Origin of the sequence: Paenibacillus sp. H1-7 (assembly GCF_022354825.1) — a bacterium.
Taxonomy (GTDB): domain Bacteria; phylum Bacillota; class Bacilli; order Paenibacillales; family NBRC-103111; genus Paenibacillus_S.
The window spans coordinates 7,079,053-7,103,246 of record NZ_CP031168.1 but is presented as its reverse complement, the minus strand read 5'-3'; the positions used below and the strand labels follow the sequence as shown (position 1 = coordinate 7,103,246).

At 50.9% G+C, this 24,194-nt stretch carries 22 protein-coding genes, 1 pseudogene and 1 riboswitch; of the genes and pseudogenes, 13 read left to right on the top strand and 10 right to left on the bottom strand.

Annotation, left to right across the window (positions count from 1 at the left end; translation table 11 throughout):
* The first annotated feature begins 70 nt into the window (after positions 1-70).
* A riboswitch (ZMP/ZTP riboswitch) is annotated at positions 71-150 on the top strand.
* Between the two features lie 73 nt (positions 151-223).
* The 8 genes from DVH26_RS31200 to DVH26_RS31165 all read left to right on the top strand — a co-directional run bounded on the left by DVH26_RS31200 (position 224) and on the right by DVH26_RS31165 (position 10,930).
* On the top strand, positions 224-811 hold the full coding sequence (locus tag DVH26_RS31200; RefSeq protein ID WP_239629143.1) for a DJ-1/PfpI family protein: 588 nt from the start codon (positions 224-226) through the stop codon (positions 809-811).
* A 459-nt stretch (positions 812-1,270) separates the two neighbouring features.
* The gene (locus DVH26_RS31195) at positions 1,271-5,845 is read left to right on the top strand and encodes a discoidin domain-containing protein (RefSeq protein ID WP_239629141.1); all 4,575 of its coding nucleotides are present in this window, start codon (positions 1,271-1,273) and stop codon (positions 5,843-5,845) included.
* A gap of 89 nt (positions 5,846-5,934) precedes the next feature.
* Positions 5,935-7,275: an ABC transporter substrate-binding protein gene (locus DVH26_RS31190; RefSeq protein WP_239629139.1), complete on the top strand. Its 1,341-nt coding sequence runs from the start codon at positions 5,935-5,937 to the stop codon at positions 7,273-7,275.
* Positions 7,276-7,713: 438 nt separating this feature from the next.
* Complete coding sequence (locus tag DVH26_RS31185) at positions 7,714-8,139, top strand: YciI family protein (RefSeq protein WP_239635552.1); 426 nt, start codon at positions 7,714-7,716, stop codon at positions 8,137-8,139.
* Positions 8,136-9,392, top strand: coding sequence for an RNA polymerase sigma factor (locus tag DVH26_RS31180; protein ID WP_239629137.1), 1,257 nt, complete (start codon positions 8,136-8,138; stop codon positions 9,390-9,392). Before DVH26_RS31185 ends, DVH26_RS31180 begins: the two co-directional genes overlap by 4 nt.
* A 152-nt stretch (positions 9,393-9,544) precedes the next feature.
* Positions 9,545-9,943 carry a YciI family protein gene (locus DVH26_RS31175; protein WP_239629127.1) on the top strand — a complete coding sequence of 133 codons (399 nt, stop codon included), beginning with the start codon at positions 9,545-9,547 and terminating at the stop codon, positions 9,941-9,943.
* Positions 9,944-10,124: 181 nt separating this feature from the next.
* Entirely contained in the window at positions 10,125-10,523 is a 399-nt protein-coding gene (locus DVH26_RS31170) for a VOC family protein (RefSeq protein WP_239629124.1), read from the top strand.
* 59 nt (positions 10,524-10,582) lie between these two features.
* The gene (locus DVH26_RS31165; protein WP_239629122.1) at positions 10,583-10,930 is read left to right on the top strand and encodes a DUF1801 domain-containing protein; all 348 of its coding nucleotides are present in this window, start codon (positions 10,583-10,585) and stop codon (positions 10,928-10,930) included.
* A 142-nt stretch (positions 10,931-11,072) separates the two neighbouring features.
* On the opposite strand, the gene DVH26_RS31160 is transcribed toward DVH26_RS31165, so the two are convergent.
* On the bottom strand, positions 11,073-11,255 hold the full coding sequence (locus tag DVH26_RS31160; RefSeq protein ID WP_239629120.1) for a hypothetical protein: 183 nt from the start codon (positions 11,253-11,255) through the stop codon (positions 11,073-11,075).
* Positions 11,256-11,470: 215 nt separating this feature from the next.
* On the opposite strand from DVH26_RS31160, the gene DVH26_RS31155 reads away from it, so the two are divergent.
* The gene (locus DVH26_RS31155) at positions 11,471-12,184 is read left to right on the top strand and encodes a GntR family transcriptional regulator (protein ID WP_239629116.1); all 714 of its coding nucleotides are present in this window, start codon (positions 11,471-11,473) and stop codon (positions 12,182-12,184) included.
* Between the two features lie 559 nt (positions 12,185-12,743).
* On the opposite strand, the gene DVH26_RS31150 is transcribed toward DVH26_RS31155, so the two are convergent.
* A complete protein-coding gene (locus tag DVH26_RS31150; protein ID WP_239629114.1) occupies positions 12,744-13,511 on the bottom strand; it encodes an ArsR/SmtB family transcription factor in 768 nt (255 codons plus the stop codon).
* Between the two features lie 165 nt (positions 13,512-13,676).
* On the opposite strand from DVH26_RS31150, the gene DVH26_RS31145 reads away from it, so the two are divergent.
* The 3 genes from DVH26_RS31145 (at position 13,677) to DVH26_RS31135 (ending at position 15,162) form a co-directional block, all read left to right on the top strand.
* Complete coding sequence (locus tag DVH26_RS31145; protein WP_239629112.1) at positions 13,677-14,246, top strand: NADPH-dependent FMN reductase; 570 nt, start codon at positions 13,677-13,679, stop codon at positions 14,244-14,246.
* A 118-nt stretch (positions 14,247-14,364) separates the two neighbouring features.
* Positions 14,365-14,712 carry an ester cyclase gene (locus DVH26_RS31140; protein ID WP_239629110.1) on the top strand — a complete coding sequence of 116 codons (348 nt, stop codon included), beginning with the start codon at positions 14,365-14,367 and terminating at the stop codon, positions 14,710-14,712.
* Positions 14,713-14,760: 48 nt separating this feature from the next.
* Positions 14,761-15,162 carry an ester cyclase gene (locus DVH26_RS31135; RefSeq protein WP_239629108.1) on the top strand — a complete coding sequence of 134 codons (402 nt, stop codon included), beginning with the start codon at positions 14,761-14,763 and terminating at the stop codon, positions 15,160-15,162.
* A gap of 370 nt (positions 15,163-15,532) precedes the next feature.
* Here the strand turns inward: DVH26_RS31135 and DVH26_RS31130 are convergent, their stop codons facing one another.
* The 6 genes from DVH26_RS31130 to DVH26_RS31105 form a co-directional block, all read right to left on the bottom strand.
* Positions 15,533-16,636 carry a GerAB/ArcD/ProY family transporter gene (locus DVH26_RS31130; protein ID WP_239629106.1) on the bottom strand — a complete coding sequence of 368 codons (1,104 nt, stop codon included), beginning with the start codon at positions 16,634-16,636 and terminating at the stop codon, positions 15,533-15,535.
* Positions 16,633-16,866 (bottom strand): hypothetical protein, encoded by a 234-nt coding sequence (locus DVH26_RS31125; protein ID WP_239629103.1) that lies wholly within the window; start codon positions 16,864-16,866, stop codon positions 16,633-16,635. The genes DVH26_RS31130 and DVH26_RS31125 overlap by 4 nt, the downstream gene beginning before the upstream one ends.
* Positions 16,863-18,008 (bottom strand): Ger(x)C family spore germination protein, encoded by a 1,146-nt coding sequence (locus DVH26_RS31120; protein WP_239635551.1) that lies wholly within the window; start codon positions 18,006-18,008, stop codon positions 16,863-16,865. The genes DVH26_RS31125 and DVH26_RS31120 overlap by 4 nt, the downstream gene beginning before the upstream one ends.
* A gap of 55 nt (positions 18,009-18,063) precedes the next feature.
* Positions 18,064-19,653: a spore germination protein gene (locus tag DVH26_RS31115; protein ID WP_239629101.1), complete on the bottom strand. Its 1,590-nt coding sequence runs from the start codon at positions 19,651-19,653 to the stop codon at positions 18,064-18,066.
* Between the two features lie 206 nt (positions 19,654-19,859).
* A complete protein-coding gene (locus DVH26_RS31110; RefSeq protein WP_239629098.1) occupies positions 19,860-20,735 on the bottom strand; it encodes a pentapeptide repeat-containing protein in 876 nt (291 codons plus the stop codon).
* A gap of 209 nt (positions 20,736-20,944) precedes the next feature.
* The gene (locus tag DVH26_RS31105) at positions 20,945-21,997 is read right to left on the bottom strand and encodes an LLM class flavin-dependent oxidoreductase (protein WP_379458859.1); all 1,053 of its coding nucleotides are present in this window, start codon (positions 21,995-21,997) and stop codon (positions 20,945-20,947) included.
* 203 nt (positions 21,998-22,200) lie between these two features.
* Between DVH26_RS31105 and DVH26_RS31100 the strand changes: the two genes are divergently transcribed.
* On the top strand, positions 22,201-22,824 hold the full coding sequence (locus DVH26_RS31100; RefSeq protein ID WP_239629094.1) for a hypothetical protein: 624 nt from the start codon (positions 22,201-22,203) through the stop codon (positions 22,822-22,824).
* Positions 22,825-23,025: 201 nt separating this feature from the next.
* Here the strand turns inward: DVH26_RS31100 and DVH26_RS31095 are convergent.
* Together DVH26_RS31095 and DVH26_RS31090 are read right to left on the bottom strand one after the other, a co-directional pair.
* Positions 23,026-23,762, bottom strand: a pseudogene (locus DVH26_RS31095) (SDR family oxidoreductase).
* Positions 23,763-23,812: 50 nt separating this feature from the next.
* Positions 23,813-24,076, bottom strand: a complete 264-nt coding sequence (locus DVH26_RS31090; RefSeq protein ID WP_239629092.1) for an Atu4866 domain-containing protein — start codon at positions 24,074-24,076, stop codon at positions 23,813-23,815.
* Between the last annotated feature and the right edge of the window lie 118 nt (positions 24,077-24,194).

The following is a 24,194-nucleotide window of genomic DNA, read 5'->3' as shown; positions in this document are numbered from 1 at the left end:
AGGGGAAATGCCAGGAATGCAATAAGGACTATTGAAAGCTCAGCTGGTTTGACATACAATAAAGTCAATATTTGGTATGTGCGACTGGCGTAAACGTGGATCACCACGAGGGAGCACATGTTCATACCGCCGTACGCCTGGGCAAAGTATTTGGTTTGCGATCTCATGATCGTAATCAAATGCTTTTTTATTTTCCATTCATGAAGGGACAGGTGATATTGAAATGAAGATGGCTTACATTTTGTTCGACAAGATGACGGCGCTCGATTTGGTCGGTTTTTATGAAGCGGTAACTTGGCTCGGCATTTTAAAGGCACAAGAAAATGTGTCCTGGCATTTCTGTTCCAACAAAGAGCAAATCACGGATGATCGCGGGTTGACGATACAAATCAAGCATGTGTGCCCGGATTTATCCGCCTATGATCTGATCTTTATCCCTGGGGGCATGTCCACAAGGCAGCTCAGATTCGATACCGAATTCATTTCATGGATTCAGACGGCACGAGATGCGGAATACAAAGTGTCTGTATGCACGGGAGCTTTAATTTTGGGGGCGGCAGGCTTTTTGACCGGGAAACGAGCGACAACGAATCCATCCGCATACGACCTGCTGGAGCCTTATTGCTCTGAAGTGGTTCAGGAGCGCTTCGTACGGGATGGCAATGTGTTTACAGGCGGAGGCGTATCGGCTTCCATCGATCTCGGTCTCTATTTCGTAGAATCGCTTACCAATGAGAATGTAGTTCGTCAAGTTCAAGAAGCGATGCATTATCCCTACTATTCTCCGTTCACAAACAAACAAGGCAGCTGATGTGCCAATGTACTGGATATACAAGGACTAATTACGATTCGAGCAAAAACGGGGCGCACTCCAGCAGGGGGCGTCTTTTCTTGTACTATGCACCTGTTGTACCCCATTCGATTTCCAGTAAAAGTGAATATTAGACACATAAGAAGTAAACATTTTTCATAGCTAATTCCTAATGTTTACCAATATAATGAAGTCGGAACGGGAGCTTAGAGGCAAAAATGAGAAAAAAATCGCGACGGCATACTATCGGCCCATTAATGCAGCTATTTTATGAAAGCGCTCTAATTAAAAGCTGTTGCCCTTATAGCATCCGATTAGCTGCGATATCCGGACCTGATTCGGGAGGAGGCTCTTCACAGCGAAATGAAAAACGGCGATAAAGCCGGGGCTAAGGACAGATTCATACATTTTGTTCCCTCGGCTTTTTCATAAATCTATTACGAAAGAGAGATGGTATTAGTGTTAAAAAAGCATCGAACGGTGGTGGCAGCGATGATTGTGGCCTTTCAATTCTCGCAATTAAACGGACTTAGCTCCTATGCTTTGGCTGAGATGGGAGCAGTAACCGACTCGGGTGGCGCAGCATCCTCTGCAACTATCGGATCTCAGAACATTGCCGCAGCTGCTGCTGTCCAGCACCCGTATTTCCCGCCAAGCGCGACCGAGCTGCAAACGGCTATAGCCAACGCCGATAAGCTGCTTGCCCAGTATACGGACGAGCAGTGGCTCAGGCTGGTGCCGCAGCAATCCCCGCGCACCGTCTTGAACGATCCCTTCGACGGCAGCGACGGATGGGTATGGAGCCCGGCGAATCCGGACCAGATCCAGACGAAGAAAGGGCTGGTCTTTCCGAACAACAGCCAATACCCCTATCAGTATGAATCCGTGAAGGTAATGAGCGGGAAAACCGTCAGCGTTCCTTATGTGTTGTACAACGGCAAAAAGTATCTGATTCAGGCGCGCATCGACTATGAGAAAACCCAATTCATGTCCGACAATTTACCGGTGTTGGCAAACGCTTACTTGGCAACCGGGGACGAGAAATATGCCCGGAGAGCGGCGATAGCATTGGATGCGTGGGCGACCGCCGTTCCGGATTTTTACATGACCAAAAAGAATGGGGCTTCGTTCATCAGCGCGGACGATGTAGACGACTATTACAATACGGATATTCAAAGGGTCAGCGACCATAACGGTATTGCTCACGAAATGCATACCGGGGAAATCTACGCCTTTGACCGAATATTTAATAGCGCTGCATTGCAAGAGCTGTCTCAGAGCAAAGGCTACGATGTCCGGGAGCATATTACGAACGACTTCTTCCTCAATGTAGTCAATTGGCTGACGACTTATCAGTCTATGAAAGTTCATACTTCCACCAATCTGTCGGGCGCTGTTGAAGCAATCTCCAGAGTAGCCACGGTGCTTCACCGTCCGGAGCTGCTCGAGTGGCTGGGCAAATATATGGATATTACGGTAGGAGACAACTTCAAGCGGGACGGTATGTTTCCTGAATCGTTCTCTTATCATGCGGGCTATGCCAATTCCAACTATACGATTTCCCAGCTGATCAAAACGTATTTCCAAATTCATTCGCCGGAAACGGAAGCAGAGCAGAAGCTGAAGGAGAAGATCGACAGGCAGTCGGCTTTCCTCGCCAATGCCAAGGAAGCGCAGAAGAAGGTAGCGTTCCCTGACGGTGATCTGCCTCCGTTCGACGATACGACCAAGGGCGGGGCTTCGAAACGTAACAGTACAACGTCCCAGCTGCTGCCGGCTTACGGCCATTTGATGCTAGGGGATGGTGACGGTCGTCTGCAGACGCAGTACAATCTCCATTTCAACGATTATGCGAACCATGTTCATCCGAATGTGCTCTCCTCCACGTTATTCGGCTTCGGGAAGGAGCTGCTCGGAGGCATCCGCTATTCCCGGAATGCGGCGCGCGATTTCACAAGTGAAACGCTTGCGACCAACAACGTGGTGGTGAATAAGAAAAATCAATTCCGCAGCACCAAGCAAGGCGCCGGAAACCCGGGCCACCTGTTTACGAACGGCAACCTTTCTCTTTACGAGCCAGGGATAGACGGCATTGCAGCATCGGAAGTATACAGCAATTGGGCATACCCGGGCACCACACAAAGATACCAGCGTTTGAACGTCATGAACACCATTGACGCCGAGCATCCATACGTGATCGACTTGTTCAAAGTAACCGGCGGCAGCACTCATGAATATTTCCTGCACGGCTCGACCCAGTTCGACGAAACGGCCGAAGCGAGCTTCCCGCTGCAAAAAATCGATAAGCCGTATCCGCTGCTGCCGGATAACGTAACATGGACGGACCCGGTCAAAGAAGGGGATTCCCGGAATTGGTACGGCATGTTCAGAGATATGAGCACGGGACAGTCTCCGGGCAATTGGGATGTGACTTTCCGTGACGCGGAGGATGGCGGACTTGGAACGCGTATCTTCATGGTAGACGACGGAAGCAACCAAGTGTATTTGGGCAAAAGCCCGCATTCGTTCCGCGACAAAGTATATGACAACATTTATGAATTTTGGCGTCCGTCGCTGATTGTGAAGCGAGAGGCTCCCGGTGAAAGTAACCTGGACAGCTTGTTTATCAGTGTCATGGAGCCGTTGAACGGTGATTCGGCGATTGCCAGCGTCAGCAGAGTTCCTCTGCAGCAGGCAAATCCGGAGCATGTGGCGCTTTCCGTCAAGTTCAAGAACGGCCGGGAAGATGTCGTGCTGGTGAATATGAACAACGAGGCGATTACCGGAAGTACGGCGGCGGATCAGCCTTTTGCTACCGCTGACGGGAAATACTCGCTGAACGGAAGAATCGGCGTTCATTATGATCGTCACGGCTTCACGAAGCCTTATTTGATTAACGGAAGCGGCTTCCAATCCGGCGGCGAATCGCTGACCATCGGCACATCTTCCTATACCGGAACGATTACGGGGGCGGTTCGTCGCGCCGATGGATCGGATGTGGACGCGCTCATTACCGACGCGAACTTGCCGGAAGGCAGCGCGTTGAAAGGAAAGTGGATGTCGCTGCAATTCGGCGCCTATAAAGTAATCCCCGACAGCAACGGCGCGTATCCGAACGGGGTCAGCGAACAGAACGGCTTCCGCGAAATGTTCCAAATCGAACGTGTCGAGAAGCGCAATGGACTCACCTACATCATTACTTCGGAGGACCATACCCTCTCCATCGGCGATAACACATCGGAGGCATTGCGGCCGCAGCGCACCTTTGAAGGAAAGCCGGCCATGCGGATCGATTTCAGCGCGACTACAAGTGCAGTGCCGCCTGTCTTCGTATCTCCCAAGCTGGAAGGGATTCAAGTAGACGGCAAAGCGGTTTCGGGATTTGATCCTGCGGTATACAGCTATAAAGCCTCCCTGCCGGAAGGGACGGCAACCATTCCTGTCGTCACTGCCACCGGCTCGAACTTGATTGAGGTTACCCAAGCACAGGAGCCTTTCGGTACAGCGTACATTACCGTGAAGGATCCTCAGGATCCGTCACTGGAGAACCGGTACAGCGTTCGGTTCACCCCGATACCTGTCTATGGCGACATTCCGAATGGATTGGTTCCATTCCAGATCACGGGTGTTACGGCAAGCCCGGGCTACAATTCCGGCTTTCCGCCGCCGAACGCGATTGATGGCAATCTGGCTACTCGCTACGCCGCCAAAGGAGAGCATTGGATCCAATTCGATCTTGGAGAAAGCAAATGGGTCGACAGCTTCATTGGCGCTTTCTTGAACGGGGACAAAAACAAGTATTTCTTTGATCTGGAGCTGTCCGAGAACGGTACCGACTGGAAGAAGGTATATGCCGGAAGCAGCAACGGCAAAACCGCCGGTCTGGAGCTGTTCTCATTCGAAAAGACGAAAGCGCGTTACGTTAAATTCAACGGGCATGGCAATACAGCGGATACGTGGAACAACATAAATGAAGTGTATATTGGCGGCTACGCTGCTGCCACGAAGCTGGACCTCTCGGTTTCGAATGCAGTCTACAGCTATAGCGATTCTGTTCAGCTGCGGACGGTCCTGACGAGTGTGTATGGCCTTCCGCTGCCGGGGCAGACGATCCAATTCTCCTTGAACGATACCAGCATCGGCGAAGCCGTAACGGGTCCTTCAGGAGAAGCGGTACTGAATTATCGTGTGAACGCAGGCGTACCATCCGGGAATTCGGCGGAATATGGCTTGAAGGCGGAATATGCAGGATCCTCCGACCAAATATGGCAGCCGAGCGCAGCCCAAAGCAAGCTGACCGTTCAGAAGGAGGAGGCGAGTCTCGTATTTGTCGGCTCCCTGAATTCGGATCGATCGAATGTCACGATTTCTGCGCTTGTTAAACAGCAGGATGACGGGGAACCCGGGGCGCTGAATGATCTGCCGGTAACCTTTGATCTGAAACGAATTTTGGCGGACGGAACCTATGAGCCTGTACGATCTGCGACGGTTTCGACAAGCGTATACGGTCAAGCAGATCTTCCGGCCGCATTGCCAGCCGGTTTGTACGAAGTGAAAGCATCGCTGGGGTCCAACCCGTACTATAAGGATATTGCGGGAGCGGCAACGGCGATAATGACAGTGAATGCGGCGACTTACGGTTCGCTTCAAGTAAATGGTCATACGGATGTTCCCGATCCATCGGGTATTTTCGGAGACAGAGCGAAGAAAATCCATATGGAAGGCAGCTGGGAACGCAGAGGAGACAATGTAAGCGGGACCTTGCGGATTCATGCCGAGCCGCAGGGGCTGCGCCTGACGATGAACGGTGCGGATTGGCTGGCCACAACGGCATCCGGCGGCTATGTTCAAGGCAAGGCAGTGGATGACAAGGGGGCAGCGTACACCGTACGTCTGATGCTGGAAACTTCCCGTGTGAAACGAGGTCACTCCTCCGATATCACCATCGTTATCTGGAGAGGGAACTCAGCAGCAGGAACGCCCGCTGCCGAGATCTATTCGGCAGACTTCAAGGGCAGCATAAATATTCGGTAATCTTTGATGTATCTCATGGCCGATTGCTCAGCTTGCCTCTGTGCTAGCGCATGCGATCGGCCTTACCTTATATTAAGGGGGCATATTCAATGAAAACATGGTTAAGAAAAAAGATCGCGATCGTTCCATTCTGCTTGTCCGTCACTTTACTGGCGGCCTGCTCAGGAGGAGGAGGAGGAGGAACGCCACCTCAGGAGGGGACGGCAAACAAAGAAGCTGAAAAGAAAGAGCCCATTGAGCTTGTATTCGCTTCACATATCGGATTAGGCCAGGAACGGTTCGACAAGGAAATCGGCAATCCGATTCGTGAGAAATTTCCTCATATTACCCCGAAATATATTGAAAGAGGGCAAGGAACGAACTTGCCCGATCTGGTCGCAGCGGGAACCGTCGTGGACATTACGTGGTATTCCACGACCTCTTTTTCCAATACCATCCAAGCTCTTGGCCTCGACTACGATATGACCGAGCTGGCCAAAAAGTATAACTACGATATGAACCGGTTTTATCCGCAGCTATTGGATACGCTCAAATACTTCACCGACGGGAAGGGCATCTACGGCATACCGAAGGAAATGAGCCAGTCCGTCATGTATTATAACAAAGATATATTCGATAAATTCGGCGTTCCGTATCCGAAGGACGGCATGACCTGGGACGACGCCTACGATCTGGCCAAGCTCATGACGCGGTCTATGGACGGCGTCGTTTATCGGGGGCTTAGCTCCGCGCATACCATGATCGGTTTGAATCAGATGTCCCTTTCGCCGTTTGATCCCAAACAAGACAAGGCTAACGTCAATACCGACGGCTGGAAAACGATCATGTCCACGATGGAGAGAATCTATAAAATTCCCGGAAATAACAGACCGACGAATACGAGATCCGCTACGCCGGAGATTGAACAGTTCGAGAAACAGAAAAATGTCGCTATGACTACACTCGGCTGGGGACGCCAAATCAATTTTCCGCCGGATTTGAATTGGGATATCGTCAGTCTGCCTACCTTTAAAGAAAAACCGAAAACGGGCGTACAAGCTTTTCCAATTTATTGGAGCGTCACCTCCAACAGCAAATATAAGGATCAGGCCTTCGAGGTTATCATGTACCTAATGAGCGATGAAAGAATGATGGAAGCGTCGAAACGGGGAGAAGAGGTTCCGGTCAACAAGCCTGAGATAAAAAAAGCTTTCGGTACCGATGCTCCGGCCTTGAAAGGGAAAAACCTGCAGGCTTTGTTCGTCAACAACGTTGCGCCGATGGAGCCTATGAGAGCACCGGGATTAAACAGCGGTCTTCGTCAAGATGCTCTTAACCTTGTGAACGAGAGCTTCACGGACATGCTGCTTAATAATGTGGACGTGAATACCGCGCTGCGCACGGCCGAAGAAAAAATCAATCAAAAGTTCGAAGAAGCTAAAAAGAAATAATGATGTTAATGAAACTGGGTTTAAGCTGAACATATAGAATCAAAACGAGGCTGTCGATTGAGGATCGGCGGCTTTGTTTTGTATTGGCAAGCTTCCATTTCCATTATTATGAAATTTGCGAATGTCCGAATCGAGAGCGGGTTTCCGGGAGTGGGGAGCTACATGGGGCATAAGCGAAATATCGGCTTGTAGTACAAGAACGTATCGGAGCTGCTGCAGCACCTCTCGTACTCGCATAGCATCCCATAGCATTTGGAATAAAGGGATTTTGCTGCATGTTGACGAAAAAATAAATAGGATCCTGCCGATCATTATGATCGGGGGAAATTAACGTTTTTTATTTTAGATCATGTCGATTTCATCAATAGCTGTTCGTTGTCTATACAGAGGCCCAATCAGACGAACGAGTCTCACAATCCATTTTCAGGAGGGATCATGATGCGATTCATGATGATAGTCAAAGCTACGACAGATTCCGAGGCGGGCGTTATGCCTAGCCAAGAGCTGCTAGAAGCAATGATGCGATATAACGAGGAGCTGGCAAAAGCAGGCGTTCTGCTCGCTGCCGACGGGCTGCATGCAAGCTCGAACGCCATTCGGATATCGTATCCGGAGCCTGGCGGCAAACCGAAAATTACCGACGGCCCATTCACAGAGGCGAAAGAGATTATTGCAGGGTATACGCTCATCGAGGTCAAATCCCGTGAAGAAGCGATCGAATGGGCGATGCGGATGCCGGATCCTCACGGCAACGGTCAGGGACAAATCGAGCTTCGGCAAGTGATCGACGCCCATGAGTTAACCCAAAATCCGGAGACATTGACCGTTCTTCTGAATCAGCAGGAGAGGCTTAAACAGTCGTGATCCCTTCCGTAGCCCAGCGTATCGATGCCATCTGGCGTATCGAATCGGCCAAGCTGATCGCCGGTCTGGCGCGGATGGTCCGTGACGTCGGTCTGGCGGAGGACCTGGCCCAGGATGCGCTCGTTATCGCATTGGAGAAGTGGCCGGAATCGGGCATCCCGGACAATCCCGGAGCGTGGCTGATGACGACGGCGAAACGCCGCGCCATCGATCTGCTTCGCAGGAACAAGCTGCGCGACAAGAAGTATGAGGAGTTTGGCCGCGGCAGCGCACTGTACACCGAGGATGATCTGGAATCGGCGATGGACGGAGCGATTCAAGACGATCTGCTTCGGCTCATCTTCACGACCTGCCATCCCATTCTTTCCCGGGATGCGCGTGTGGCGCTGACATTGCGTCTGCTCGGAGGGCTTACGACCGATGAAATCGCGCATGCTTTTCTGGTATCTGAAGCAACCGTCGCCCAGCGGATCGTTCGGGCGAAGCGGACGCTTAGCTCAGCGCAGATTGCTTTTGAGGCTCCGGAAGGCGAACAGTTCAGGGAGCGGCTGTCAGAAGTGCTCGAGGTCATTTATCTTATGTTCAATGAGGGATATGCGGCGACTTCCGGCGCTAACTGGATACGACCTTTGCTATGCCAGGAAGCGCTCCGGCTTGGACGCATCCTGGCGGAAATAGCGCCAGACGAGCCGGAAATTCACGGCTTGGTTGCACTGATGGAGATTCAATCGTCACGTTTCAGGACAAGGGTTAACGCTACAGGCGAACCGATTCTTTTGATGGATCAAAATCGCGCGCTATGGGATCAGCTCCTGATACGCCGGGGACTGGCTGCACTGGAGCGTGCGAAGAGTCTTGGCCGTCCGCTCGGCCCCTATGCTCTTCAGGCGGCAATTACCGCCTGCCATGCTCAAGCCCGCAGCGCTTCGGAGACGGATTGGGCGCGCATCGCCGCTTTATATGAAGCTTTGTCGCGTGTAATGCCGTCGCCCGTCGTCGAGTTAAATCGGGCAGTGGCCATCTCGATGGCCTTCGGCCCTGCGTTCGGACTTCAGCTCGTAGACCAGCTGACAGCCGAGCCAACGCTTAAGGATTACCACCTGTTGCCAAGTGTGCGCGGCGATCTGCTGCTCAAATTGAATCGACTCGACGAAGCTCGCGAGGAGTTTGAACGCGCAGCGTCTCTGACGCGAAACGAGCGGGAAAGGGAGCTTTTGCTGAAGCGCGCTGAGGAATGCAGGCTAAGGGAATAGATTGAAAACGTCAATGAACTTCGGTTCGTTGGCGTTTTTTTGTTTTTAGATGATCGGCCTGTCGATTGTTCCGCATCCCATTCGTCGTTTAAGTAGAGAGAGGCAGTGGAGCGCGTGCCTGCTCTTATAAAAAAACAAGGGAGGGAGCAACGATGCGTTTTATGCTGCTTGTGAAAGCCAGCAAGCACTCCGAAGCGGGAGTGAAGCCCGGACGGGAGCTGATCGATGCGATGGAGGTTTACCTAGAGTCGATGTCGCGAGCCGGGGTGCTGCTTGCCGCCGACACGCTGCTGCCGAGCTCAAGCGGGGTACGAATTTCGTATCCGAAGCCTGGCGGCGGAGGCAAGCCGAAGGTGACGATCGGACCTTTTGAGGTGGAGCAAGGACTTGTGACAGCCTTCACTTTGATAGAAGTGAAGACGATGGAGGAAGCGATGGAGTGGGCGATGCGGATGCCGGATCCGCACGGCTACGGGGAAGGCGAAATTGAGCTTCGCCCGCTTGTTGAGCTAGGGATGGAGAGGTTGCAGCCGAACCGATTACACGTTTGATGGAAACCGAAAACCAAGATCAGACCGCGAGGCTAAATAATTTTAAAAATATTTTTGGAGACTTGTCGATTTTGTCATAGCCCATTCGTTGTGTTAATAAGAGGCCGGAATGAGAGGGTATTACGAATCAAGTAACCGCTCAATGTTCCAGGCAAAAACAAATTTTGAGAGGATGTTGAACATGGGAGCACAGCTGAACCCTTATCTAATGTCGGAGGATTCAAGAACGCAGGCGGATTTTTACATAAAGGCACTGGGAGGAGAAGTCGTCTCTGTGATGACATTCGGTCAACTGCCTGGCACGCCTGAGGCGATCAAAGATAAAGTGATGCACATGATGCTGGTTGTAGCCGGTGCAAACACCCTGTTTCTGAGCGATTCTTCCGAGCCGGTATCCGGCAGCAGAAGCATTGCGCTTGCACTTACTTACGATAACGAGTCGGAAGCAAGGACAGCCTACATGAATCTCGGAGAGGGCGGAGCCTTCAAGTACCCGTTCGATCTCCAGCCATGGGGAGCTTATTACGGCGAAGTCGTAGACCGGTTCGGCATTACTTGGCAAGTCGTTACAAGAGTCTAGCAACAGAAACGATATTCGTCCGATACTATTCAACTAAAAAACGAAGAGGAGCATGAAAGATGAATCAGAATCAGGATGTTATGGATTTTATAGCAGCGGTAAAAGAGCCTTGGCAGGCGGAGCAGTGCGTTCAGCTTCGCGAAATCGTACATCAGTCGATACCGGAAGTACAGGAGCGCCTTCAGTACAAGAAGCCGCACTTTTTGAGAAACGGCAAATACGCCGCCGTCATTTCAACGTCCAAGGATGCCGTCAGCTTTACAATATTTAATGCCACCGAGCTTCAGCTTCCGGAAGGGATGTTCGACGGTCCCCCGGAACGAAAGACCATCAAGCTGCGCCAAGGGCAGGCGGTCGATGCGGGTTTATTGTCTTCTTTGGTAAGCCAGGCAGCTGCGGCTCTTTAGGGCGACGTTTTATAACCCTCTGCATTATAGTGCAGAGGGTTATTTGTGTTTGTAAGCATATTAATTGCTCAGATGGGTGTGAGAAAGAGGAGAAATTAGACCAAAATGCCTGCAAAGTACACCGACATTTACGACATGGTGCTCACTTGCCAATTTCACTCACAACAATGTTAATGTTATTGTATAAGTAGAATGTACCTATTACTTCTCTGATAGTTTGAATGACTTCTTTATTATTGTCATCATAAATCTCAATGTCTATGTTGGAACCACCAACTCCTGAACCCCCACCTGTAACTTCTCCTGCCATTAATCGTATTTTCAATCGCATCCTCGATAGCTTAGTCTTTCTATCATTACATTATGTAATCCTGCCAGTTAGTTGAGCAAGTACGGTGAAGGACCGACGTAGAGTGGTTTTTTTTGATGACTCCTCTTGATATTTCAACTCAAGATGCTACATCAGAACGTCTTGACAAAAATTCAACCTGTAAGTCACAATGGAAGAAAGTGATGATGTCTAGAGGAGTAGATGTTCCGATGTTAGCTAAGCAGCAAATGATCAAGCAGACATTAGAGTCCATGATGGAGAACGGACAGCTGCGAATAGGCGAGCGATTGCCGTCAGAATTGCAGATGGCGAAGGAGTTCGGCGTTAGCCGCGAAACGTTTCGTTCGGCCGTCCGCATGCTGGAGAAAGAGGGGAAATTGCTGGTCAAGCACGGAGTAGGGACCTTCGTCATTCAGCCGCTTCCGCAAATTCCAAGCTCGCTTGAGAAGCTGGCGAGTATTGGCACCATCATCCGAACGGCCCAATTGGACGAGGGAGAGAGCCGCGTATCGCTCAAGACGGAGGGCTGCTCTCCGGAAGCCGCCCAGGCACTGGGCATCCGGCCGGGCGAGCCGGTTGTTATATTGGAGCGCGTGCGCACGGCGTCCGGCGAGCCGGTGGCCTTCTCGATCAATGTGATTCCGTGCAGCATAGCGGGAGATGCGTTTGATAAGGGCGAGTTTCACGGCTCGCTGCTCGACTTTTTCGAGAGGCGCCTGGACCGCAAAATCGTCACGGCGGATTCGGAAATTTGCGTGCCGCTGCATATCGATCGGAACTGCCAGCGCCTGCTGCTTCACCCTCAAACCACGGTGCTGCTGCTGAAGCAGACGCATTATGATAATGCCAACAAACCCGTGCTGTATTCGCTTGATTATTTGCGCAACGATGTGTTCACCTTCCGCATACGGCGCAGTATGTAGCCTTATATCATCCTATAGTACCGTTCCTGACAACCCCGGTCTGCCGAGCAGATCGGGGTTGTTCCATTTACAATAACTTTAACTCTATTTGATGATCCTCTAATAATCGTCGGTTAATATAATGAACAAGAGGTCTATACCTCTAAGCATATTGAAAGGAGTATTATATGAGTTGGAATCTTAGACTCTTTTCGTACAAGGCATGGATAGAATGGCTGATCCTGTCAGAATAATAACTTAAGTGATTTAAATCAACTTTTGCAAGAGGGATGGAAGGTTGTATCTCAGAGTGCTATGTCAGGCGATGGGGCAACTCCGACCGTATTTTCACTTGTTATTTTAGAGAAAAATTAGAATACAATGCTTCGTGATTCGAAAGAAAGGATGTTTTTACAATACAACCTCCTGTTAAATTCTTTTATGATAACCTGAGATTAATAGAAGGTCTTCGGGAAAAAATGAAGTACGAGGTAGTTTTTAAAGAGCTTGAAACTTAGCATTTACGTGATACCAAAAGAGCAGCCACCGCAGATTCTCTGCGGCAACTGCTCTTTTTCCCTTACCCGCCGACGAGCGTCGAGCCCGTCTCCAGGAAGGTCTTCATGCCGGAGAGGACGATCGGCACTCCGTTTTCGAGAATTTTGGCGGTTTGTTCCGCCTGTTCGATTTCGTCATGCACGACGGTAACCAGAGAGACGCTCGGGAACTCGGCATGCGGCTCAATCTCCCACGTTAGACGGGACGGAGAATCGCTCTCCGTGTTGGGAAAGGAGACGAACCTCCAGCTCATGGCCAGCTTCCGAGGCGAATCGAGCTCGAGGAGGATGCCTTCCGCTTTTTTCACACCTTCATTGTCCCACAGCTCAAAAGGAGAGCCGATTTCCCAAGTCGAGCGGATCGAGCAGTTGAACCAAAACTTGGAGGTTTTGGCCGGATCGGTTAAGGCTTGCCACACTTGCTCGGGTGTCGCTTTAATGGCGATACGGTTGACATGACGCGGTTTTATTTCCATATGCGTTTCACGCTCCAATTCGTTTTTGAGTGAGGTTAATCCGATAGCCCACGGTTCGGCGTACTTGCTTACCCACCGGTCATAGATTTGGCGAATGGGCACGGCATTCAGATAATGCAGCTTTTCCCGGCCGACCTTTCGGGTCGTTATAAGTCCGGCTTCCTCTAGCTGGTTGAGATGCTTCATAACGCCGAATCTTGACATCTCCAAAGGGGCGCACAGCTCGTTCAGCGTTCGTCCATCCGATGCGTGTAGCAAATCAAGCAAGGTGCGGCGGCTCGGATCGGCGAGAGCTTTAAATATTTCATTTTCCACTTGAACACCTCCTTGTCACAAAATATTTTGCTGGCGCTTGACATGTTACTTAATGGTAACATATTATAAGTGTGACGATATAGTCACATATTATCACAAACAGGTTTGTTTGTCAGCCGGCGGCACGCAGACCCGTTAATCCATAATGAAGGGTGAGGATTTACTATGAAAATCACGATGATAGCGGGAAGTAACCGCGAAGAAGCTACAAGTACTTATCTCTTGCAATACATTGGACGTCAGTTGGAAGCCCGCCACCAATGCTCCGTTACATTGATTCAGCTGCGGGAGCTGCCGCTGCCGTTTTTTTCTCCGAATGCCTATGAGTCTGATGCTAATGCCCGATACTTAGTGCAGCAGGTTGCAGAAGCCGACGGCTTGATTCTGGCTAGTCCGGAATACCATGGCTCCGTATCAGGAATGTTGAAAAACGCTTTGGACTACATGAATGGAAGCCACGTATCCGGCAAGCCGGTGCTATCCGTCAGCTCTGCAGGCGGTCCGGTAGGGGTAAGCTCGCTATTGAATCTGCAAACGATTGTACGCAATTTGCACGGTGTGAATTGTCCGGAATGGATATCCATCGGATACGGATCGCATAGCTTTGACTCCAATGGTCAACCAACCGACGGTGGGGTGAGGGAGAGGGTTGAACAAGCGGTCGGTGCATTTGTGGAGCTAACCCGATTGCTTACAGCCGGAGCAGCGGCGGCAGCATATGGACGGAATGCGTAGTACTATTTTTTTTCTCCAAAATGTGACCTTTAAGTAACGTATTTAGGGACATCGAGCTAGCGTCATGGAACGCATGGAATCCAAGCTAATAATCAATCACAAAGGAGATGCTGTGACAATGAATACAAGGGAACAGAACCATACCGAAGCGGTAACCGCATTTATCGAAGATGCTTCGAATCGGAGCGAGCTGGAACGTACGGATCAATTTTTTGCCCAACAAATGATGGAAGCTTTTTCCGACCGCCAATATGGTATCGATGAGATTTTTGCCGAAGGCGAGAAAGCAACGGCAAGAATAATTATTACGGGCACGCATACGGGGATGTTCGCAGGCCAGGCGCCGACCGGCAAATCCGTCAGAATCACCCAGTTCCGCGAATTCCGGTTCGCCGAAGGCGAAATAGTAGAGCATCGCGGCTGGTTCGATACGGGGACGCTGCTTCCCCAGCTTCAAGCTAAGTGACGTGCAAGTCATTACCATACCGATAACGAACAAAGGAGCTCTGCGGAGATGAAGACAATGGAGCAGGCAAATAAGGAGACGGTGATGGCGTTTATTGAAGCATTTTGGAACCGGCATGAGATGGAATGCACCGAGCAATTCTTGTCAGCGGATTATCAGGAGCGTTCTTACCAGTCCAAGGAAGGCTTGAAGCAATTTGCGGCAAAAATAGGCGAGGCGTTCCCGGATAAGCGCTACACGCTGGAAGACGTCCTAGCTCAAGGCGACAAGGTGCTTGTAAAGATGAACGTCAAAGGCACGCATCAAGGGATGTTTTTTGGCAAAGCGCCAACTGGGAATACGATCGATGTGACGCTGTACCGACAGTACCGCGTTGTCGACGGGAAGATTACGGAGCATCGCGGCTGGATCGATATGGTGACGATGTGGAGCCAAATTGAGAGAACGTAAAAGAGAGCTGAGTTGCTGCGGACCGCAGATCCGTTATTGCACCCAAAATGGCTCTATTTGCTGAGTGATCGGACAACAGATCCTTTATTTTGCCCAAAACCGCAGTTTTTCCTGGTGAAATTGGTAAATAACGGACCCCCTGTCCGATCGCACTCCCAAAACAGCGTCATTTCAGGAAATAACGGATTTCCAGTCCGATGGGTGCCAATCTATGCAGCCTGAAGAGTGCCCAAGGACACCCCGCTGCTGCTTCAATTCCAATGGAATCTCACCATGCTCGCTGCCGGGACACTGGCAGCTTGTTTGCATTGCCCTTTTTGCACGTGTGCTTGTCTCTGAGCTGTGCAGCAAGCTGTACGGCTCTATGCCGTCATGCCGAGTCTGTCAGCTTACGGAACCGTATCCGATCCACAAGCAAATAAACGATAGGGATGCATTCAGTGATAATAAGAAAAGTCATCTCGCCATGATTCAACGCTTCGGACAACTCCGGAGCAGTCCGTGCCATGAGCAAGCATAACGTTATCATGGCGGCCGTCATGGAGAAGGAGAACGGTTTATGGTCCTGCAGTCCGAAGGTGTGAGTGAGCGCAATAACGGACACGAACACGAACAAGCTGATTTTGATGAACAAGCTGGACAACCATACGGAAATGAGGATGGGATCCAAATTTTCCAGAAACGACCCGATCCGTACATAGCTGATTAACTCCAGCTCCGGAAAAAATAAATTCGCAGACAAATGAGGTCCGAATATTAACAGCGTTGGAATCATATGCGTCAAAATAATGAATATCGAAGTGGCTGCGGCCCATCCTATCGATCTCATCGTTGTACCGGGCTTGGCAAAGTAAGGGAGCAGGAACAAGATGAAATTCATCTGTCCGTAAAGGGCCGTCACGAGATAAGTGCCGCTCCATATTCCTTTCAGTTTAAAATGATTCGTCAGCGCAATCAGCATATCCGGATTCATTCCTTCACCGACGAACAGAGGGACGATTAGCACGCCGAAGATGCTTAAGAAAAAGATGCCTTGAGCTGCCCGGAAAATAGTGGTTATGCCGGAACGTACGGCGTAAGCCACACAGATGCCGAAGACGGAGGCGACGGCCCAAGCCGGCGTGTTGGATAAATAAACGTCGCTGATGAAATCCTGAAGCTCTCTCATTACGAACGCTGCCGAGAACAAGAAAGAGAAAATCATCAGAGCCACGAGCGGATAATGGAGCCATTTTCCGATAATGGTATGGCCGTAATGACCGAAAAATCGAGTGGGCCGCCTGATCGCCAGTCTATAGGAAATATAGGTAAGGAAAACGCCTCCTGCAGCGCCTGCAATCAGAGACAACCACGCCGCATAGCCCCCTTTCTCGATCAACGTACCCATCAAAAATCCGATCATGGTTGTAAACAGGTATTGAGTAAATAGCATGTAGATTTGCAGCTGGGTTACGCGTCCCGACTGGTTAATCATTTATTCGCACCTTCCCCCGTGATCAGGGTTTCAATGGGGCCGAAGACGTATTGAATCACACGCACCATCGCAAAATCTTCTTTAAAAAAATACAATGCTTCCTCCCCGAGAAAGAGAATGAACGCGGTTCCTAACGCCAAAAGAATAGTCCGGCGCTTTCGCTGCTTTCTTCTTAGATAAAACCACTCGAATCCGATAATGTAAACAAACACGACTCCGATCAGAATCACGCTCCAACCTCCGTTCTCGTGTTGTTCCGTATCCGCAGAGGATTTTTCTCCGTGCCTAAATGCTTAATAACAATTCGGGACTGAATGTTAAACTTGACCTTCTTGGCATAGATAGTACGCCATTGCGATTCAATCTCGGACCATTTGTGCGGGTAGTTCCAGTCGATATGATTGCCGAACTGAAATACATCTGCCCCTGCTCCTTGCGACTTCGTAATGGCTTTGGACATGCGGTCTTCGACAAGTCTAGCAAGGTCGTTCTCCAGAATAGCCCGCTGCTTCCCATCCTTGAAGTTAATATCGGACTCCGAGGAGATAAGATCGGCATCCGCCTTAGTGTAAATGTTCATTGTGATTTGATCGCCGGAAACTACCGGCTTGATCGTAGTGTGGTTATTTTTGACGATAAAGCTTACTTCCTTGCCGTCTTTGGTAGACGGAACGGTGATCTCCGAATCCTTGATCGTCTCCTGAATCCATAAAGCACCGCGCATCTCGTTCGTATTCAGCTCGGCTACCATTTTCCCTTGTTTGAATATGGCTGCTCCATCAGTGCCCATCCATTTCATAATGCTTTGTTTTTCGGTAGGTATCGTTTTCGTTTCAAAATGAAGCATTGGTATTAACATATCTCCCCCTACAAAGCTGGCCATAAGAGAATCCTTTACCGTCGTCTGGACGGTGAGATGCTGCTTGCTGTAAGCAACCAGGATATCGAAGGGAAATCGCTCGAAAACAATCGGTACCGCGGCTATCGCCTGAGCCTTTTCCGGCGCTACGAACACGGCTGCATTAATGTGAAACCGCGGTTCCCGCGCGACAAATTCGAGAATAGGCTGGATTCCTTCCTTGGCCAAAGCGCTCCCGATGATGATGACCGTTGTCTGGCCGAATGTTATTTTGCGGGACAAATCCGATTGAATAAAACGATAAGCCTCACCGATATCGCGTCCCTTTTTGGACACGTAAGTAAAAGGGTTTTGTCCTTGTCCGCCGGAGCCTCCGGCTTGTCCGGGAATGAGACGGTTAGGCAAAGGGAAGGCGAGCGTTACTTCCATTCCGGATTCGGCTTTATCGATCATGATCATTTTTACAAACGCGCGGTCATTCAGCTCAATGGAATTCCAGCAGCCGCTAAGCACTAATAACAAGAGCAGACCGATGGACAAACGAAGGAAATGTATGGAACATGTAGTCTTAATCCTCGCTCTCCTCCTCTGAATACGACCATTTACGCCCCGTTTTGCGCTGCCTCATCTCGTTCTTTGTGCTGGATGGCTTCGGCCGTTTATTCATGAGCCACCAAGGCGCTCGAACCAAAGTATCCTTCAAATCGCTCGGCACAAAAGGAGTGATGGGGGACAAATAGGCTACCCCGAACGATCGCAAATTAATGAGATGAATGTAAAGGAACAGCAAGCTGCAGGCGATGCCGAACAGGCCGAACAGACCCGCCAAAATCATGATCGGAAAGCGCAGAAGCCGGAAGGACAAGCCTAGGTCGTAGTGCGGGCTAATGAAAGAGGCAATGCCGGTCAACGAGACGATAATGACCATCGCCGCCGACACAATTCCCGCCTCCACTGCCGCCGTGCCGATGATGAGTGCCCCGATGATCGATACCGCTTGGCCGATGGACTTCGGAATGCGGATTGCTGCTTCCCGCAGCGCCTCAAAAGAGATTTCCATGATGAAGGCCTCGATGAGCGCGGGAAAAGGAACAATCTCCCTGGAGGACATAACCGTTAACAGCAGCTTCGAAGGAATAATCTCCGGATGAAAGGTCGTTATGGCAACATAGGTCGACGGCAGCAGCAAAGACACGAATAGAAACACATAGCGAATCCATCGGATCCATGTGGAAGCGACGAACCGCTGGTAATAATCCTCGGAGGATTGCAGCAGCATCATGAGCGTGACGGGGGCAATGAGCGCTATCGGCGACCCGTCGACGATAATCGCCACACGTCCTTCGAGCAGTGCAGCAGCCATAATATCAGGCCGTTCCGTATATTGCAGCTGCGGGAAAGGGGAGAAGGGGGTATCGTCCAAATATTCCTCAACGACGCTGCTGCCCAATACACCGTCAATCTCGATCTTCGATAACCGGTATTTCACTTCTTCAAGAAGCTCGGGCTTGCACAGCCCGTCAATGTAGGCAATGACGACTCGGGTCTTGGACAAAGCTCCGACCCGCATGTTCTCCGTTTTGAATTTCGAAGTCTTCAACCGCCTGCGGATTAACGTTAAATTAGTACTTAAGTCTTCGATAAAGGCTTCGCGCGGTCCCCGGATCCCGGGCTCGTTAGGGGGTTCATCTATGGCCCGTTTTTCATGTTTTGCCATAGGGAGCTCAATAATCGTGTGCTCGCCGTCAACAAGAAGAATCACTTTGCTGTCCAAGACCGATGCAATTCCATCCGACAGCGTAGACAACCAGCGAAAATCCGAAATGGACAGCTGTTTCCGGTCAAATAGCTGCATGCGAAATTCATCGGCATCCGCCGCATCCATGCGGAAAAGAACCTTCAGCACGTCTTCTTGCAGGACTTTCAAATCGACCATGCCGCGCAAATACACAATGGCGCAAGGGATCATCGGTCCGGCGACAAAGGTGTGATAAGCCACATCGGAATTGTCGGTCAGCTGCATACGTATCCAGGCCAAACGCTCCTCTAAGGGGCGGTCGACGTCCTCGAACGGTTCTTGATGCTCATCGTTGCCGGTTTTGTTGTTTGCTGGGGGCTGGGGCTGGTCGTTCCGGTTGAGGAATGGGAATTTCGGCATGGGTAACCTCATGTTAGTGTATGATATTATACACTTTTTCCCATGTTGGAATGTTTTAAACGGGAAGGGCATGTCATTAGTTATTAAGGTGGGTTCGTACCGGGGGAAAGACTTGGCCCTGCAAGCCGGACTGTCAGATTAGTGGAGATAAAAGGATAGAAATGAGCGCTCCATAACTAGTAAGAAGTAAAAGGAGCGCTAATAAATCAATTCCCGGCAGACCAGTGCGCGGGGCGAGTAAGCGATCGTGGCAGCTTCGTATGGACATCGCCCTTCGCTGCGTTAATCTGGAATTGCGTTAGAAAAATAGAATCGGTAAGATCAGCACCCCTCAGATCGGCATCCCGGAGGTCGGCTCCGATAAGGTCGGCTGCCTTGAGATCGGCGCCTCTTAAGTCGGCGGCGATAAGGTAGGCTCCTCTTAAGTTGGCGCCTCTAAGATCGGCACCCTTCAGCTTGGCGCCGATGAGGTCGGCTCCCCGGCCGTAGGTCTTCTTGCGGCCTGAGGATCCCTTGTGAGATCGAAGCGCCTCGCCGCGCGCAAGCTCGCTGGCTTTAAGGAGCAGAACGTTGACCTCCGCCCGGTGGGCGTGAACGTCCAATTCCAGGATGGAGCCGGGATCGAGACAGGCAAGACGTTCCGTCTCTTCGAACGCCTGCCGGAGCTCATCGCGGATCGGTGCAGCGGCTTGCAGCGTCAGCGCCTCGGTTAAATACGAGAGGAGCTCATGAAGCTGACGCATGATCGGGAACACCTCGAACATGGCTTTTGCCGTTTCGGGTGCTTGGCGCCAGTCCTGTCCGCCAAAGGTACCCTGGGAAACGTGCTGGCCAGCGCCGAAGCACTCATAAACCGTGCAGCCCCGGTAGCCCTGCTGCCTGAGGCTCGAGTGAATGCCGCAGCGGAAATCCGGCTGCAGGTTCGAACAGGGCTGCCCGGCGTCTTTATCCTTCGCGAAGTCGACCGACGCAGCGTAAGGGAGCGCGACACAGCACAAGCCGAAGCAGCGATCACACTCCGATTGCAGATTAAGGCCGCTGCCGCCGGGGGATGATTCCGTAAACTTGAGAGGGTCGGACATAACAATTCTCCTTTTTTGCTTTATGTGTTTGTCTATTAACCTCGTTCTATTGTAAGCCATAGCGGTGGCGGGATCACCGGCTTTTTCTATTAAAACGATTTAGTGCCTCATTCTACTTATCGTATTACGGGAGACGCGTCCCGTCAAAGAGAAAGAGTGCCAACCCCGGATGGAGTTCGCACTCTTTTTACGATATAGCCGTGATGAGCTTACTTCTCGGATTCGATCCGGGCAAGCTCTTTACGTACGATGGGCGCGACTTTCGTACCCAGCAGCTCGATGGCGCGCAGTACTTCGCGGTGCGGCATCGTGCCTACATTGACATGCAGGAAGAACCGGGTGACTCCCAGGTTTTTGCGCAGTAAAAGGATTTTCTCCGCAACGTACTCAGGATCGCCGACATACAGCGCACCCCGAAGGCTGCGGGCAGCATCAAACGTGGCGCGGCTGTAATTCTGCCCCCATCCCCGTTCACGCCCGATGACGTTCATTTGGGCCTGCGTAGGCGCGAAAAATAAATCGGCTGCTTGCTCCGTCGTCTCTCCGACGAATCCATGAGAATGGGTTGCTATCTGCAGCTTGGCAGGGTCGTGTCCGGCCTGAACAGCAGCCTTTTTATACAGCTCGACCAGCGGAGCGAAGCTCTCGGGCATGCCTCCGATAATGGCAAAGGCTACCGGAAGACCTAGCATCCCTGCGCGGACGGCGGATTCCGGGCTTCCTCCAGTTGCAATCCAGACCGGCAGCGGATTTTGCACGGAACGAGGATAGACGCCCAGATCACGGATAGCGGGGCGATGACCGCCGCGCCAGGTTACCTTCTCCGATTCTCTGATGGCCAGCAGAAGCTCCAGCTTTTCTTCGAACAACTCATTGTAATCGTCCAGGCTGTATCCGAACAGCGGGAACGACTCGATGAACGATCCCCGCCCTGCCATAATTTCGGCGCGGCCGTTGGAAATGCCGTCCAGGGTGGAGAAGGCCTGATATACCCGTACCGGGTCGTCCGAGGACAGCACGGTAACGGCGCTCGTGAGCCTGATCCGCTTGGTCATTGCGGCGGCAGCCGCCAATACAACAGCTGGTGAGCTTGCGGCGTAGTCGGCCCGATGATGCTCGCCGACCCCATAGACGTCCAGCCCGACCTGATCGGCCAGTACGATCTCCTCGACCGCGTTGCGCAGCCGTTCGGCATGACTTATAGTCTTCCCGGTTACCGGGTCCGGTGTAGCTTCCAAAAACGTGCTGATTCCTATTTCCATGAAATTTGCTTGATCGGACATAGGTTTGTCGCCTCCTTCTTGATTTATAATTTACTCATTTTTTTATAGTATATCAAATTTAGTAAGTTATTGAAAGGTTTTGTTCTTACTTGGTAAATCGGTTAACCCTAACAAAGGAAATGAGTGTAAGGTGTTGAAATAATGGTCGGGGGTAAAAATTAGAATTCGATCCGGAGGTTCAAATGAAGCTTTTACTTATGCAGCCCAAGCTTGAGAAAACCATTGTTCAACTGGAGAATGAGCTAAGAGACCATCCGTCCATTGACGGCGTGATCTTTCCGGAAGGCTATTTGAATGAAAATGTGCAGCAAGCATGCAGCTTGGCGAAGAAGTACAGCAAGATACTCATTGGAGGCTATAGAAGGCTGAATGAGAGTCCGAAGGACAGAGCCATTCTTATTAACCGTTCCGGCGATATCGTGTTGGATCGGATCAAATACAGCCAGACAGCCTTTATATCGATTGAGGGTCTGAAGATAGGTCACATTTTATGCGATGAGCTGGTCAGGCAAGGAGTGGCTGGTCAAGATACCTGCGGCATCGACCTCATTGTCCATCCCATCGGAGTAGGAATGTTCAGCGAGGAACAGTTCGACGAATGGATTCATGAAGCCCGCAAGATCGCTGTTGCTTACAACACTATGATTATCGGTACGAGTCACGCCGACGGCTCTTTCAGAGGCAGCGACGTATCCATACCTATTGCTTACTGCTTTGATGCCAACGGAGAGGCAGTCTTCGTTTCCAAGAACGATGTGCGAACCCGGGTGTTGGATGTTCTAACAAAAACCGTTACTTTTTCATGACTCATGAAAGTGGGATCCAACATTAATTCTTCCCATAACCTACGTGTCATAGTATTTGCCGTCAGACAAGAGCTTGTTTTGTTTCAAAACTCTTTCAAAAGGACTGAAAAACACCGTGTGAAAACACAAAGACAGCCGCTCATCTCGAGGAATGAGCGGCTGTCATGTTTTTTACAAGATTAGTATTACGCTTTCTACATTTCAAGCAAGCTGAGCCGTTGGCCGGACAACGAGTTCATTTACATCGACTTCGGCCGGCTGCTCCATGGCATACATTATTGCGCGGGCTATGGCGGACGCCGGGATAGCATCACGCCGATACTCTTTCATCAGCAGCCTCGCCTCGTCGTTCGTTATGCTCTCAGCGAGCTCGGATTCCGTGACACCCGGTGAAACGAGTGTCACGCGGATGTCGCGTCCGACTTCCTGCCGCAAGCCTTCGGTAATCGCCCGAACGGCGTATTTGGTAGCGCAGTATACCGCCGCAGTCGGAGAAACCGCATAAGCACCAATGGAAGCCACGTTGATAAAGTGGCCGAAGCCTTGCTTTTGCATGACGGGAAGCCCGGCAGCAATGCCGTGGAGAACGCCGCGGATTTTGACGTCGATCATGCGGTTCCATTCATCGATCTTCAAGGCCTCCAAGAGCGAGAGCGGCATCACGCCGGCATTGTTCAATATGACATCGACGCGTCCGAACCGGCTCAGTGCCATTCGATAATCGACTGCACCTGGTCCATTTCGGTCACGTCCAGCCGTTGATGCACTGCAGAGCCTCCTTCTGCATGTATGGCGGATGCCAGTGCTTCCAGTCTCTCCAATCGCCTGGCGCCAATAACGACATGGGCGCCATGGCTGGCGAGTAAGCGTGCTGTCGCTTCTCCTATCCCGCTGCTTGCCCCTGTAATGACAACAACTTTACCTTTTATAGCCGACATTATGCATCTCTCCTTTTATCATTCCTAATAGACTTCCGTATACTTAATTGTTATTTCCGCTGCTCTTCCCGATAGAGCACCATACCCGCGTGGTAAAGTACCGATTCCCGAAAATCGCCGTCGGCGGTAAACCCTGTATCGTCAACATATTCGATATGATCGCCTACAATGGTATAGCTCCCTTGATAGGCGCTCTTGCGGCTGCCGCGGGCTTCGTCATATCTACCATTAGGCAGCAGCTCGTGCCGGATATATCCATCCTTTGTCACCCACATGCCGACGTAGGGATGCGGATTGGTGTTGCCGTTGTTCATTATCATCTTCTCCTTCCGATTGGGAATCCTGGCTGACCTGCTTCTTACAAACTCATTATGGCTCCAATTGAAAGAAGGGCGGTAGCCGGATGATACGCTGCAATTGCCTAATCCTCCA

Bases quoted from the DNA above. Each gene is read 5' to 3' on its own strand.
- DVH26_RS31200 (WP_239629143.1), top strand. From the start codon at position 224: ATGAAGATGGCTTACATTTTGTTCGACAAGATGACGGCGCTCGATTTG.
- DVH26_RS31190 (WP_239629139.1), top strand. From the start codon at position 5,935: ATGAAAACATGGTTAAGAAAAAAGATCGCGATCGTTCCATTCTGCTTG.
- DVH26_RS31185 (WP_239635552.1), top strand. From the start codon at position 7,714: ATGCGATTCATGATGATAGTCAAAGCTACGACAGATTCCGAGGCGGGC.
- DVH26_RS31175 (WP_239629127.1), top strand. From the start codon at position 9,545: ATGCGTTTTATGCTGCTTGTGAAAGCCAGCAAGCACTCCGAAGCGGGA.
- DVH26_RS31170 (WP_239629124.1), top strand. From the start codon at position 10,125: ATGGGAGCACAGCTGAACCCTTATCTAATGTCGGAGGATTCAAGAACG.
- DVH26_RS31165 (WP_239629122.1), top strand. From the start codon at position 10,583: ATGAATCAGAATCAGGATGTTATGGATTTTATAGCAGCGGTAAAAGAG.
- DVH26_RS31155 (WP_239629116.1), top strand. From the start codon at position 11,471: ATGTTAGCTAAGCAGCAAATGATCAAGCAGACATTAGAGTCCATGATG.
- DVH26_RS31145 (WP_239629112.1), top strand. From the start codon at position 13,677: ATGAAAATCACGATGATAGCGGGAAGTAACCGCGAAGAAGCTACAAGT.
- DVH26_RS31140 (WP_239629110.1), top strand. From the start codon at position 14,365: ATGAATACAAGGGAACAGAACCATACCGAAGCGGTAACCGCATTTATC.
- DVH26_RS31135 (WP_239629108.1), top strand. From the start codon at position 14,761: ATGAAGACAATGGAGCAGGCAAATAAGGAGACGGTGATGGCGTTTATT.
- DVH26_RS31130 (WP_239629106.1), bottom strand. From the start codon at position 16,636: ATGATTAACCAGTCGGGACGCGTAACCCAGCTGCAAATCTACATGCTA.
- DVH26_RS31115 (WP_239629101.1), bottom strand. From the start codon at position 19,653: ATGCCGAAATTCCCATTCCTCAACCGGAACGACCAGCCCCAGCCCCCA.
- DVH26_RS31110 (WP_239629098.1), bottom strand. From the start codon at position 20,735: ATGTCCGACCCTCTCAAGTTTACGGAATCATCCCCCGGCGGCAGCGGC.
- DVH26_RS31105 (WP_379458859.1), bottom strand. From the start codon at position 21,997: ATGGAAATAGGAATCAGCACGTTTTTGGAAGCTACACCGGACCCGGTA.
- DVH26_RS31100 (WP_239629094.1), top strand. From the start codon at position 22,201: ATGAAGCTTTTACTTATGCAGCCCAAGCTTGAGAAAACCATTGTTCAA.
- DVH26_RS31090 (WP_239629092.1), bottom strand. From the start codon at position 24,076: ATGAACAACGGCAACACCAATCCGCATCCCTACGTCGGCATGTGGGTG.